Genomic DNA, 12,858 nt, shown 5'->3' with positions numbered 1-12,858 from the left:
AGGATGCGATGCGCTACAGCATGAAAGCCAATTCCAGCGGCAGGTAGACGAAGGCCAGCACGGTGGAGCAGAACACTAGGCTGGCGACGTACTCCGGCTCGCGACGGGAACGTTGCGCGAACAGATAGTTGTAGACGGCGACCGGCATGCTCATCTGGAGCGCCACGGCGCTGGCGGCCACCGGAGGCAGGCCGAACCAGGCAGCGATGCCGAACGAGAGGGCCAGCGCGATGGGTACGCGGCACAGCGTGAACAGAAATCCCGAGGACAGGCTGCGGGCCTGGATGCTGGCCAGCGAGACGCCCAGGGTTATCAGCATCAGCGGGATGGTCAGGCCGGAGAGAAGGTGGACGGTATTGCCGAGCCATGCCGGCAGATGAACGCCGGACAGCAGCAGTGTCAGCGAGATGGCGATGCTGTACAGCGTGGGATTGCGGGCCAGCGCTTTCCAAGGGTTGCCGCGCGTGGCCATCATCATGCCGATGGTGAACTGGATCAGCGCGTTGGCGACCCAGGCCGTCATGGCGAAGGTAAAACCTTCCTTGCCGAAGGCGTAAAGCGAGACCGGTAAACCCATGTTGCCGGCGTTGGGATACATCATCGGCGAGATGATCACCTGCCAGGGTTTGCCCAGCAGTCTGGCGACGCCGAAACTCGCTACCGCCATGCCGGCCAGAACCACGAAAGTCGTGGCGAGGGTACGCCCGAAGGTATGGGGGTCGACCTCGGCATTGGCCAGAGAAGCGAGTACCAACGCTGGCGTGCCGATGTTGAACACCAGCTTGGTGATGAACTCGGTGGGGTAGTTCAGCCCCAGGCGAATCCAGCCGAACCCGATGCTCGCCCCAACCAGGACTGGCGCCATGACCGCGAACAGTTGAGCAAGCATCGAATATCCTTGAGCCCTTTAGCCTGACTGAGGGCGGTGAGAGAGAAAGAGCGACAAAAGTGGAAGGCCGTATTGTCGTCAATCCGTCAGGCGACTGGCAATGCGTGTTTGCCAATCACCGTCGCGCCCCCGCCGATCAGGCCATTTCGACCACGATGCGCCCATGGTGATTGGCGCAGGTTTCCAGATAGCGATGTGCCTCGACCATCTCCTCGAACGCGAAGCGGTAGTCGATCTGCGGCTTGATCTCGCCGGCACGGGTCATCCGCTCGACCTCGGCGATGGCACGTTCCAATGCTTCCCGGTTCTGGGGGATGCCCAGTTCCGGCTTGCCGCTGAAGTTGGAAAGACAGTGCACATGGAACTGGATGTTCTTGCGGAAGGCGGCCTGAGCCGGAAACGTGGTCTGGTTGCCTCCCATCAGGCCGTAGAGAATCATCCGGCCCCGAGGCGCCATGACATCGCCCAGCAGATTCATCTGAGGGCCGCCCAGCGCATCCAGCACCACATCGACGCCATGGTGATCGGTCAGCTTGTTGATCCGGGTAACGAGGTCCTGGGTTTCCGTGTGCACCACCGCGTCGGCGCCCAGGGACTTGAGATAGTCGATCGCCGACTCGTGCGGTGTCGCGGCGATGACCCGGGCGCCCAGCGCATGGGCGATCTGGACGGCGTAGGGGCCACCGATATGGCAGGCACCGGTGATCAGCACCGTTTCGCCGGGTTTGAGGTCGGCCACCTCGCGAAATCCCAGCCAGCTGATCAGCGACGGAACGTAGTGAACGCTGGCTTCGGCCGGGGGCAGACAATCCGGATAGGCAATGAGCGCCTCGGCCGGCAGCAGCACGCGCTCGGCGTGTGCCGTATACTTGTTGGGATCGAACGCGGGGATCGAAGCGACGCGCTCCCCCGGCGAGAAGGCCGTCACCCCCGGGCCGACGGCGATGACCCTGCCGGCCATCTCGCTACCCGTGCCGGCCGGCAGCCTGGCCTCCGTGGGCGCCATGTTGCGCCGCCACAGGATATCGTACCAGTTGAGGCCGAGCGCCTCGGTTTCGATCAGGACTTCCCCGGCGGCGGGGTGCGGGTCGTCGCGTTCAATGATTTCCAGAACGTCGGCGTCGCCGAAACGTTGAAACTGTATCGCACGTGACATCGTGCACCTCAATGATTCCAGAGCTTGTCCCGACTCTATCGACGATGACGGGCAAAGACTATGCTCAGGGATCGATAGTGGCTATAACGCTGATCGATACAGCACCCGCCATGGCGATGCGATCGCCGCAGCGGGTGCCGGGAGCAACGAGTGGGCCGCCAGCCGTCGAAGGGAGGAGAGGCATGAACCGTAGTGACCTGCGGGGGGTGGATTTCAAGCTGCTGGTCGTGTTCGAGACCTTGATGCAGGAACGCAGCGTCTCGCGGGCTGCGGAGCGATTGTTTCTGGGTCAGCCGGCCACCAGTGCCTCACTTGCCAGGCTCAGGGATGTCTTCAACGATCCGCTGCTGGTGCGAACGGGTCGCCAGATGGTGCCGACCGCTCGTGCCGAGCAGATCTACGAACAGCTGCAACCCGCCCTCGATGCCATCTCCAACGTGCTCAGCCGTACCAGCGATTTCGATCCCGAGACCAGCGAGGCGGTGTTTCGAATCGGGTTGAGCGACGACATCGAATTCGCCTTGCTGCCGGCGCTGCTCAAGCGGCTGCGGACCGAAGCGCCGGGTATCGTGCTGGTGGTCCGGCGGGCCGATTTCCACCTGATGCCGCAACTGCTCAATACCGGTGAAGTGACCGTTGCCGCCGGTTATGCGCGGGAGCTGCCGGCCAATGCGAAGCAGAAGATCCTGCGCCACAGCCGCGCCAAGGTACTGCGAGCGGATAGCCGCCCGGGGACACTGACCCTCGACGACTACTGCGAGCGGCCGCATGCACTGGTGTCATTCGATGGCGATCTCAATGGCTACGTCGACGATCTGCTCGCCGAGCAAGGCCGCAAGCGCCGCATCGTGCTGGCCGTCCCGCAGTTCAACAGTCTGGCCTCGCTGTTGCGGGATACCGACATGGTCGCCACCGTGCCGGATTACGCCGCGGACGTGCTGGCCGCGCAGGGCGGGCTGCGGGTGGACGAGATGCCGCTGGAGCGTGCGCCGTCGCCGCTGAGCATGGTGTGGCAGAGCGTCTACGACAACGACCCTGCCGAGCGTTGGCTGCGCTCGCGAATACAGATGATGTTCTCCGACGACGAATGAATCGAAGCCGACCCGGTCGTCCACATCCGGTCGTCTGCACCAGGCGGCTTGACTTCACGGGTGAAGATCAGAATCATTCGCGCCTGCGGTGAGCTGGTCATCTATCGGCGCCGTGCTTCTCGCTCAAGGGTCTGACAAGCCTTTTCCGGGCTGCCGCTTCTGTCGGAAGTGTCATGGCGGAATGCCATGTCCAAGATCGTGAGCGAGCCCAATCGCCGGCTACGGAATCCGAATGGAACTACTGCGCGTCGTCTTTCGTCACTATCGCTGGCCGTTCATCGGCGTCATGCTGCTCAGTCTGCTGAGCGCGGCGCTGGGGATCGGCGTCATCGCCTTCATCAACCACTACCTGATCGTCACCGACGGCACCGCCATCACGGCTCTGCTGCCTTTCATCGGGCTGGTGGCGCTGCTACTGGCGGTCACGCTGGGATCGCAGCTGGCGCTGACGACGCTGGGCCACCATTTTGTCTACCGCTTACGCGGCCGCCTGATCAAGCGCATCCTCGATACCGACATCGAACGTCTCGAGCAGCTCGGGAGCGCGCATCTGCTGTCGTGCCTTTCCAGCGACATCCGCAACGTGACCATCGCCTTCGTCCGCCTGCCGGAACTGGTGCAGGGGGTCGTCATCACGCTGGCTTCCGTCGTCTACCTGTTCTGGCTCTCGCCGCCGCTGCTGCTGATCACGGCGATCTGGATTGCCGTGACCATGCTGGTCGGCTGGTGGCTGGTATCGAAGGTCTATCACCACATTCACATTACCCGCACCACCGACAGCCGGCTCTACCAGGACTACGAGACGATCATTCACGGGCGCAAGGAGCTGGCGCTCAACCGCGACCGCGCCCGGCACCTGCTGGAAGAGGTCTACGGTGCCAACGCCCGCACCTATCGCGATCACATCATTCGCGCCGACACCTACCACCTGAGCGCGGGCAACTGGACCAACATCATGATGCTGGGGGCCATCGGCCTGGTGTTCTTCCTGGCCAACGGTCTGGGCTGGTCGAACACTGCGGTGGCGGCGACGTTCTCGCTGACCCTGCTGTTTCTGCGCTCGCCGCTGATCCAGGCCGTCGGCGCGACGCCGACACTGATCACCGCGCAGGTCTCCTTCGACAGGCTGCGCGAGCTGGCGCTGGCCGAGTACCGTGCCGATTTCGATCTGGTCGAGACGCACAGCGAGTGGCAGTCGCTGGAGTTGCGCGACATTACCTATCGCTACCCGGCCAGGGCGGGGCGGGAAGGCTTTGCGCGCGTGGGTTTCGAAATAGGCCCGATCAATCTGCGCCTGGAGCGTGGCGAGCAGGTCTACCTGATCGGCGGCAACGGCAGCGGCAAGTCGACGCTGGCCAAGCTGTTGACCGGGCTCTACCGCCCGCACTCGGGCGAGATCCGTATCGATGACGAGGCCATTGATGAAGCGGGGTGGCATCGCTACCGGCAGCGCTTTTCCGCGGTCTACACCGATTTTCATCAGTTCGATCGGCTGATGGGACCGCATGGCGGCAGCGCCGATCCCGCACTGCTGGACAATTGGCTGCAGACGCTGCAGCTCGCGCGCAAGCTGCAGCTCGAGGATGGCCGAATCCTCGATACCGAACTCTCCCAGGGCCAGCGCAAGCGTCTGGCGCTGCTGATGGCGCTGGTCGAACAGCGCCAGATCCTGCTGCTGGACGAGTGGGCCGCGGATCAGGATCCGCAGTTCCGCCGCGCCTTCTACCGCGAGCTGATGCCGCGTTTTCGCGAACTCGGCATCACGGTCTTCGCGATCAGCCACGACGATCACTATTTCGCCCACGCCGACCGGCTGCTGGAGATGCGCGATGGCCAGCTGCGCGAACTGACCGGCGACGAGCGCGAGCTGGTCAGTCGTGACGCCGTGGCCAGGATCGACACGCCCTGACGCCACGGCCGGCGGTCTGACTAGAGCGACAGGCCGCCGTCGTCGAAGATGAGTTCCTGGATGCCCACCAGTGTCGCCTCGATGCCGTTGCCGTCGACGGTCACCCGATCGTCGTGCCGGTCGACGGCATAGTCGTTGCGGTTGCCCTCCATCCTGGCGATGTCATGGCCATCGCCACCATCGAGCCAGTCTTGCCCCCAGCCGCTGCCGGGCGCGAGAACGTCATCGCCATCACCGCCGAAGAGCGTATCGCTGCCCGTACCGCCGAAGAGTGTCACCCCATCGTCGCTGCCGCGCACGATGTCGTCTCGACGCGAGCCGACGACATCGTCGAAGGTGACGTCGTTGGTCGACATGTCGGTGGGGGCGCCGAAGGACTCGCCTTCGTTGACCCATAGCGTGGAGGAGATCTTGTCGTTGTCCGGGTCGCGGACCGAATGCTGGACGTGAACGCGATTGTCGTGATCGCGGCCGCCGTGGAAATTGATGTCGCGATCGGTTCGGGTGACTTCGACGTCATTGCCCACCGAGGAGTGCCAGGAGGCGAACAGCAGGCCATGACGCATGCCGCTGTCGCTCAGATCGTCGAAGGTGCCATCGTAGCTCTCGCGCAGTTCGAAGGCGTAGCCGTTGCCGCCGGACCCCTTGTTGAAGCTGCCCTCGGTGGTCAGGGAGTCGGCATCCATGTCCAGCGAGCGCGAGAATTCGAAGGCGGTCGAGGGGCCGTCGATCACGGCGACATCGTCGAGCTCGCCGTCTGTCGTGTCGGCATACTCGATGGCGTGATAGCCGGTGAGGTCGTCGAGTTCGTTGCTGAACTCGTCGTCATCGGGCTCGCCCAGTTCGAAGCCGACCGAAAAGCCGCGCAGCGAGACATCATCGGCGCTGTCGATCCGGGTGACTTCGGCCTCGTGATGATCGAAGTCGAAATGAACGCCGCGGTCCAGCGTGACGTAGTCGCCATCGACGTCGGTCACTTTCGCCATGCTCGTTCGCAGCGGCGAGTCCAGCTCGCGCCAGTCATGATCGTCGATCTCGTCGAGAAACTCGGTATCGTTGTCCTGCGCGATGCGAATCGTGTCGCCCGCCGCCAGTGCGCCGGCATCGTCCAGCTTGAGTACGTTCTCGCCTTCGTCGACGTCGGATTCGATCTTGCCGATCGTGTCTGCCGTCTCGCCGGTGACCAGAATGGCATTGTCGTCGTTGTCCTCCAGCGCGGCGTCGGTGAAGGTCAGCCGCGTATCGTCGCTGCCTTCGCCGACCAGGGAGACATCGGAACGGGTAATGGTCAGGGCGTGGTCGAAGCGATATTCACCGGCCTCCAGTTTGACCGTTTCGTCGCGATTGGCCTCTTCATTGATGATCTGCTCGAGTTCCTCGGCAGTGACATCGTTATCGACACGAATCATGGGGCTCCCTTATTTGATCTGGATCAATTGACGACGGAATCCTACGCAGTTCCCGGGTGCGATAGGGATACGCTATGTAGCGCTTTGGTTTCGTATGGTGAGAAAGACCGGCGCTGCATTACGGGAATGCAGCGCCGGCGTCATCAGGTGGGAAGGGGGGAGAAGGGGAAAATGGGAGAAGAGGAAGGAGCGCTCAGCTCAGCTCAGAATCAGGAATCCGCCATCCATCGGGTTCAGGTTCTGCACACCGATGACCAGATCGGAGAGGCCATCGCCGTTGATGTCACCCTGCAACTGGTCGTCGGCATAGCGAAGCTGGCCGGCGTCGCCGGTAAAGCTTTCCGCCCCGAGCCACTGGAATGCCTGACGGCCCGCCTGGGTGATGTCGGCGTCCAGCGAGGAGAGGTCGATCAGATCGTCGTCGCCGAAATCGACGATTTCATCGATCGACAGCGGCGTCGATTCCATCGCTGCCTGCCACACGAACCGATCCTGGCCACCGCCGCCCTCGAGCCGGTCGGTGCCCAGGCTGCCCATCAGCACGTTGTCTCCGGCATTGCCGATCAGGGTGTCGTTGCCGCTGCCGCCGGTCAGCGTTTCGTTACCGGAAGCCGTGATGGTGTGATCGGCATCGACGAGGGCGCTGGCGAGACGGCTGCCATCCGGTAGCGAACCCTCGTCGATCGTGACCGAGGCTCCATTCAGAAGGATCTCCCGCGGGATGTCGCTGGTATCCGCGTAGGCCTTGAACGAGAAGCGCATGGACTCGCCGGCTTCGAGCGACCGGCTGGTGACGTCGACCCGGTAGTCGTCGCCCTGCCGCGAGGCGAGGCTGGCGCCATAGAACGCATGCACATCGCTCGCCAGATTCAGCGCAACATTATCGACCTCCACGGCCGCGTCGCCGTCGTTGGTGATCGTGACACCCATGACGTACCCGCTGGACCAGCGGCTGACGACGTCGAACGAGGCATGAAGAGAGCTGGTATCCGCGGTATCCGTGATATCGAGGCTCTCCCGGCTGGCCCAGTACGCCTCGGGAGCGACATCGGCCCTTGCATCGACCTGGCTGACCGCGCCGGTCGCCAGATCCAGCAGCTGCCCGTCGGCGAACAGGGCGCGTTCGATATCGGCGAGCGTGTCTCGCGTTCCGTTACCGGCGACGTACCATTCGCCGCTGGCGAGGCGCTCGATGTCGTAGTCCGACAGTTCGCCGGTGAAGAGCGCGGTGTCGTCTCCCGCGCCGCCCTCGAGGCGGTTGCTCCCCCATCCGCCACCGCCGCCGAGAATGTCGTCGCCGCTGCCGCCGATCAGAGTGTCGTTGCCCAGCGCGCCATCGAGGTAGGCGCCGTCGTCGCTGGCGTGGATGGTATCGTCGCGGCGCGAACCGATGACGTAGTCGAAGGTGACGAGGTTGGCATCCGCGTCCGTCGGCGCGCCGAAGGTCTCGCCTTCGTTGATCCAGACCGTCGTCGACATCTTGTCGTTGCCGGCATCGCGAATCGACTGTTCGACGTGGACGCGGTTGCCGTGATCGCGGCCGCCGTGGAAGTTGATGTCGCGGTCGGTCGAGGTGACGCGTATCTCGTTGCCGACCGAGGAGTACCAGGAGGCGAACAGCACGCCGTGGCGCATGCCGCTGTCCTCCAGGCCGCTGAACTGGCCGTCGTAGCTCTCCCGCAGCTCGTAGGCGTAGCCGTTGCCGTCACTTCCCTTGTTGAAGCTGCCGCTGGCCGTGATCTCCTGCACATCGAGATCCAGCGAGCGGCTGAATTCGAACGCGACCGAAGGGCCATCGACGACAGCGACATCTTTCATTGCCGCGCCCACCGTGGCGTTGAACTCCACCGCGTGATAGCGGGATAGCGCCGGCAGCGTATTGCTGAAGTTGCTGCTGTCGGCCTCGCCCAGGGTAAATGCCACGGTCAGCCCTTCGAGCCGAACGTCCGTCAGCGGTTCGATCCTGTCGATTTCCGTCACCCCTGCGTCGAGGTCGAAATGTACGCCGCGATCCAGCACGATCTCGTTGCCGTCGACTGCCACGATCCGGGCCATGCTGGTGCGCAGCGGTGAATCCATCTCCCGCCATTCGCTGTCGCCGATGGCGTCGAGGAACGCGACGTCGTTCGATTGGGCCAACCGGATCGTGTCGCCGACCGCGAGGCCGTGTCCTTCGCTCAGCGTGAGTCGGGTATCGCCCTGCTGAACGTCACTGGCGAGTCTGGCAACGGTCTCGCCCTCGTCTCCGCTGATGCGGATGGCATTTTTCGTATCGCTTTCCAGTGCCTGGCGGGTAAATACCAGGGTGGTGTCGTCGGAACCGGCGCCCGCCAGGGTGACATCGGAGCGTTCGATGACAAGCGATTCGTCGAGCAGGTAGCGTCCGGCCGCGAGATGGATCGTGGCGCCTTCCGGCGCGGCGGCGATGAGCGTGTTGAGCGTGGCGGCGTCGATGCCGTCATCCACCGTGATGGCCTTGTCGACGAACGAATAGTCGTCACCCAGCAGATCGGATGGCGTATGCGCTTCGGTCAGCAGCCGGGCGCCTTCGGTCAGCGAGGCAGCCACGCCATTTATCGTGGGGGCGAGGGGCATCACCGTGTCGTCGCCCAGTGCCTTGAGCTTGATGCGTACCGTCTCGCCGGGAGCGAACTGCCCGCTGTCCTCGATCCGGTAACCGGTATCCGTCGTCTCGTAGCGGTCGGCGCCCCAGAGCGTATTCAGCTCGGCAGCGAGGCCGAAATCGAGCTGGTAGCCATCGAGCGGTTCCCAACCCTGGTAGGTCAGATAGACTTCGAGCGTAAAACCCCCGTTCCATTCGCTGGACAGGCGGTAATCGATCAAGAAGGAGGCATTCATGTAGGCATCTCATGACGAGTGTCGTGTCGATGCGTCCTGCGATGACGTAGCCGTAACATCCATCGTTGCGGAGGGTGGGACCGAGCCTCCATGGCTGCGGTCATCGTTTCGAGGCGAGCGAACGCTCACCGCTGGCCCGCCGCTATCCCATGGCAGGATGGCGACAGGAAACAGCGCCCAGCGGGTCGCTATCGATCTGCGAAACGCCGCCAATATGCAGCAAGTTCGAGAAATGGATTGAATAAGAAAGCGCTAATTGAGATGGCATTTCGCCCTATCAATCGGTTGGCGCGTCATCTCGTTGACGGCTGGGAAGGCTGGTGGCGTCGGCGGGCAGCTTTACATTCAGCGCCTTCCCCTGGCGCTGACCCACGCTCGTCTCCTGCGCCAGGCGCTGGCCGCCGTGGCGCGCCTTCGCTTCCATCGTCGGGATCAGGTCGCCTTCGCTGAGATGACGCCAGAAGCGCTGTGGCATGTGCTGGGTCATCACCTTGTGGTTGAGACGCGCCGGGTTGAACGTGCTGACGAAATAGGTCCGCCAGAGAGCATGTTCTTCGTCGGCATTGGGACGATTGGCGGCCGCCCGTGCTTCGCGGGTCCAGTTTTCGGGGCAGGGGGCGCGGTAGTCGAGGGTCGTGCCATCCCAGCTGACGCCACCTCCCGGCGTGGCGATGATCCAGCGCGAGCCGCCCATGCGATCGGCAAAGTGCTCCGCGCCTAGATCGAGGATCTCATGCGCGGGCTCGAACCAGGCGACATAGCGTTCACCGTGCGCATCGTCGCGACGATGAAACCGCAGGAAGGCGTGCATGTGATGCGCTTCCCGCTTGATCGCATGCCAGCGCTGGTGCAGCACGCGGCCATCATCATCGGCGGCATGCATCGCCGTCGCATCGCCCTGAACCATTCGCCACACAACCCGATACAGCAACGGCCAGCGTGGCTGTTCGCTCCCGCGGGGGCGATAGCGGGCAGCGTTGCGAAGCAGCGTCAACTGGTCGCGACCGATGCTTATCGGTGTCGAAGCGCCCTCCGGGCTTGGCGGTCGCTCGGATATCGTCGGTGACGCGAACAGGTCATCGTGGCGCGCCTCGCCATCGTGCCAGGTCACGCGGGACGGCGGGATGCCAGCCTGGAGCAACTGGCGCGCCTGCTGCCGCCATTCATCGAAATCGTCGGCCCAGGCAACGCATGACGCCGGGGGCGTTGAGACACCGTGCATGACGAGATCCCCTTCGTGCTATCTCCAATATTCTATTCGGTGCTACCACAACGCCATCTGGGCCGGCTGCGGCGCGGTCAGGTGCTGTCGCAGCCGGGTGCTGTCTCGATCGGCATCGGTGGGGCGGTAGTCCTGCGTCACCACGAAGGGCCGCAGGGTGTCCAGCCGGCAGCGCAGCGCCACCAGGTCCTGATAGCGAATGCGCCGCAACCGTCGCAGGTCGACCAGCCGCTGTACGCTGCGCAAACCGATGCCGGGAACGCGGGCGATCATGGCCGGTTCGGCTCGGTTGAGATCCACCGGGAAGTCATTGCGATGGGCCAGCGCCCAGGCCAGTTTGGGATCGATCTCCAGATCCAGATTGCCCGGTGCGTTCAGCAGCTCCTCGGCCTGAAAGCCGTAGCTGCGGATCAGAAAGTCGGCCTGATACAGCCGATGCTCCCGCAGCAGCGGCGGCGCAGCCTGGGGCAGCCCGGCAGGGCGTTCGGGAATCGGACTGAACGCCGAGTAATAGACGCGCTTGAGACGGAAATCCCGGTAGAGATGCTGGGCGGACTGGAGGATCGTGCGGTCGTCGGTGGCATCCGCGCCGACGATCATCTGCGTGCTCTGGCCGCCGGGCGCGTAGCGCGGCGCCATGCGCTTCGGATTGGCGCTGCGCGGCAGGTGCCTGGCATCTCGCGCGATGTCGTCGTTGGTGGCGTCGATTCCCTGGCGAATGTGGCCCATCGCGGCGTGGATGGTGCCGAGCTCCTTTTCCGGGGCCAGCGTCTTCAGGCTGGTCAGCGTCGGCAGCTCGATGTTCGCGCTTAGCCGGTCGGCGTAGCGTCCGGCCTCCTCGAGCAGTCTGGGATCCGCTTCCGGAATCGCCTTGAGATGGATATAGCCGCGAAACTGGTGCGTTTCGCGCAGCAGCCTGGCCACGCGAATCAGCTGCTCCATGGTGTAGTCGCTGGAGCGAATGATGCCGGAGCTCAGGAAAAGCCCGCTGATGGTGTTGCGGCGGTAGAACGATAGCGTCAATCGGACGACTTCTTCCGGCGTGAAGCGCGCCCGCGGCACGTTGCTCGAGCGTCGATTGACACAGTACTGGCAATCGAACAGGCAGAAGTTGGTCAGCAGCACCTTGAGCAGCGAGACGCAGCGCCCGTCCGGGGTAAAACTGTGACAGATCCCCATGCCGGATGACGACCCGAGCCCCGCCTTGCCCCGTGACGAGCGCTTGGGTGCGCCGCTGCTGGCGCAGGAAGCGTCATACTTGGCGGCATCGGCGAGGATGGAAAGCTTGTCGATCAGTTCCATGCGGCGACCCTGTGATCCGTCTCGAATACTGTATTTGTGTACAGTATTCGAGTTGTGGCACAGGGGCAAGGTCTGTCGGATTCAGAGGTACCAAGCGTCTTTCAGTCATCCTCCATGACGAGTGCTGTCACTTGCTTAGAATGACGGTCTTTTGGGCATGGAGGAAAACGCGTCTTTCGGTGTGGTACTGAATCGCGCGAGCCAGCGTAAGACACTCGATGTCCCGGCCCTTGTTGACTAGATCTTCCGGAAAGTAGGCGTGATCCACCGATTCGACACCCTGGGCGATGATCGGGCCTTCGTCGAGATCGTTATTGATATAGTGCGCCGTGGCGCCGACCAGCTTTACCCCTTTTTCATACGCCTGGTGATAGGGCCGGGCGCCTTTGAAGCCGGGGAGAAGCGAGTGATGGATATTGATGGCGCGCCCATTCAGGGCGTCACAGAGCTGCGGTGAAAGCACCTGCATGTATCGGGCGAGAACGATCAGGTCAGCGTCCATGTCATCGATCACCGCTCGAATCTGCGCTTCCTGTGTTGTCTTGGTCTCGGGGGTGACCGGCAGGTAGTGGTACGGAATGTTGTGCCACCTGGCGAGCGGTTCCAGGTCCGGGTGGTTGGACACGATGGCCTTGACGTCGAGCGCCAGTTGGCCGGTCCGATAGCGATAGAGCAGATCGTTGAGGCAGTGATCCGCCTTGGAAACGAGGATGACGGTCTTCATTCGCTCGGCACTGGAGCTGAGCTCGAACGTCATGTCGAACTCCTGCGCTCTCGCCGCAAAGGATTCCGCAAAGCGGTCCTTGTCGAACGTCAGCGTCCTGTCCGGCTGGAAGGCCACGCGGATGAAGAAACGTTCGGCTGGCGCGTCGTTGAACGAGCTGATTTCATTGACATAGCAGCGTGACTCTTTGAGAAAGCGCGTCACGACATCGATGGTGCCCAGGCGGCTAGGGCACTGGGCGGTGAGGATCCAGTTGTTGTTCGTCGATTTGTTGTTCATCGCTTTATTGTTCTCCAC

The 12,858-nt window shown here is 63.2% G+C and carries 9 protein-coding genes; 2 read left to right on the top strand and 7 right to left on the bottom strand.

The annotated features are described in order from the left end of the window. Positions 1-13: 13 nt before the first annotated feature. Both DOM32_RS03595 and DOM32_RS03590 read right to left on the bottom strand, forming a co-directional pair. On the bottom strand, positions 14-889 hold the full coding sequence (locus DOM32_RS03595) for an AEC family transporter (protein ID WP_110631335.1): 876 nt from the start codon (positions 887-889) through the stop codon (positions 14-16). Positions 890-1,025: 136 nt separating this feature from the next. Beyond that, positions 1,026-2,045 carry a zinc-dependent alcohol dehydrogenase family protein gene (locus DOM32_RS03590; protein ID WP_110631333.1) on the bottom strand — a complete coding sequence of 340 codons (1,020 nt, stop codon included), beginning with the start codon at positions 2,043-2,045 and terminating at the stop codon, positions 1,026-1,028. A gap of 182 nt (positions 2,046-2,227) precedes the next feature. On the opposite strand from DOM32_RS03590, the gene DOM32_RS03585 reads away from it, so the two are divergent. After that, positions 2,228-3,136, top strand: coding sequence for a LysR family transcriptional regulator (locus DOM32_RS03585; RefSeq protein ID WP_110631330.1), 909 nt, complete (start codon positions 2,228-2,230; stop codon positions 3,134-3,136). A gap of 232 nt (positions 3,137-3,368) precedes the next feature. Continuing rightward, positions 3,369-5,045, top strand: a complete 1,677-nt coding sequence (locus DOM32_RS03580) for a multidrug ABC transporter permease/ATP-binding protein (protein ID WP_110631327.1) — start codon at positions 3,369-3,371, stop codon at positions 5,043-5,045. 20 nt (positions 5,046-5,065) lie between these two features. On the opposite strand, the gene DOM32_RS03575 is transcribed toward DOM32_RS03580, so the two are convergent. From DOM32_RS03575 to purU, 5 genes are all read right to left on the bottom strand, one after another. After that, a complete protein-coding gene (locus tag DOM32_RS03575; protein WP_110631324.1) occupies positions 5,066-6,454 on the bottom strand; it encodes a calcium-binding protein in 1,389 nt (462 codons plus the stop codon). Positions 6,455-6,652: 198 nt separating this feature from the next. Then, positions 6,653-9,313 (bottom strand): cellulose binding domain-containing protein, encoded by a 2,661-nt coding sequence (locus DOM32_RS18195; RefSeq protein WP_110631321.1) that lies wholly within the window; start codon positions 9,311-9,313, stop codon positions 6,653-6,655. A 277-nt stretch (positions 9,314-9,590) separates the two neighbouring features. Then, positions 9,591-10,535, bottom strand: a complete 945-nt coding sequence (locus tag DOM32_RS03565) for a TIGR03915 family putative DNA repair protein (protein ID WP_110631319.1) — start codon at positions 10,533-10,535, stop codon at positions 9,591-9,593. A gap of 42 nt (positions 10,536-10,577) precedes the next feature. Continuing rightward, positions 10,578-11,837: a putative DNA modification/repair radical SAM protein gene (locus DOM32_RS03560; RefSeq protein WP_110631316.1), complete on the bottom strand. Its 1,260-nt coding sequence runs from the start codon at positions 11,835-11,837 to the stop codon at positions 10,578-10,580. A gap of 127 nt (positions 11,838-11,964) precedes the next feature. Continuing rightward, positions 11,965-12,840: a formyltetrahydrofolate deformylase gene (gene purU / locus DOM32_RS03555; RefSeq protein ID WP_071232617.1), complete on the bottom strand. Its 876-nt coding sequence runs from the start codon at positions 12,838-12,840 to the stop codon at positions 11,965-11,967. Positions 12,841-12,858: the final 18 nt, after the last annotated feature.

It is taken from the genome of Salinicola salarius (genome assembly GCF_003206135.1).
Classification (GTDB): domain Bacteria; phylum Pseudomonadota; class Gammaproteobacteria; order Pseudomonadales; family Halomonadaceae; genus Salinicola; species Salinicola salarius.
This window is presented reverse-complemented; position numbering and strand designations above follow the sequence as displayed.

Excerpts from the sequence above, each read along its gene's own strand:
- DOM32_RS03595 (WP_110631335.1), bottom strand. The coding sequence starts at position 889 with ATGCTTGCTCAACTGTTCGCGGTCATGGCGCCAGTCCTGGTTGGGGCG.
- DOM32_RS03590 (WP_110631333.1), bottom strand. The coding sequence starts at position 2,045 with ATGTCACGTGCGATACAGTTTCAACGTTTCGGCGACGCCGACGTTCTG.
- DOM32_RS03585 (WP_110631330.1), top strand. The coding sequence starts at position 2,228 with ATGAACCGTAGTGACCTGCGGGGGGTGGATTTCAAGCTGCTGGTCGTG.
- DOM32_RS03580 (WP_110631327.1), top strand. The coding sequence starts at position 3,369 with ATGGAACTACTGCGCGTCGTCTTTCGTCACTATCGCTGGCCGTTCATC.
- DOM32_RS03575 (WP_110631324.1), bottom strand. The coding sequence starts at position 6,454 with ATGATTCGTGTCGATAACGATGTCACTGCCGAGGAACTCGAGCAGATC.
- DOM32_RS18195 (WP_110631321.1), bottom strand. The coding sequence starts at position 9,313 with ATGAATGCCTCCTTCTTGATCGATTACCGCCTGTCCAGCGAATGGAAC.
- DOM32_RS03565 (WP_110631319.1), bottom strand. The coding sequence starts at position 10,535 with ATGCACGGTGTCTCAACGCCCCCGGCGTCATGCGTTGCCTGGGCCGAC.
- DOM32_RS03560 (WP_110631316.1), bottom strand. The coding sequence starts at position 11,837 with ATGGAACTGATCGACAAGCTTTCCATCCTCGCCGATGCCGCCAAGTAT.
- purU (WP_071232617.1), bottom strand. The coding sequence starts at position 12,840 with ATGAACAACAAATCGACGAACAACAACTGGATCCTCACCGCCCAGTGC.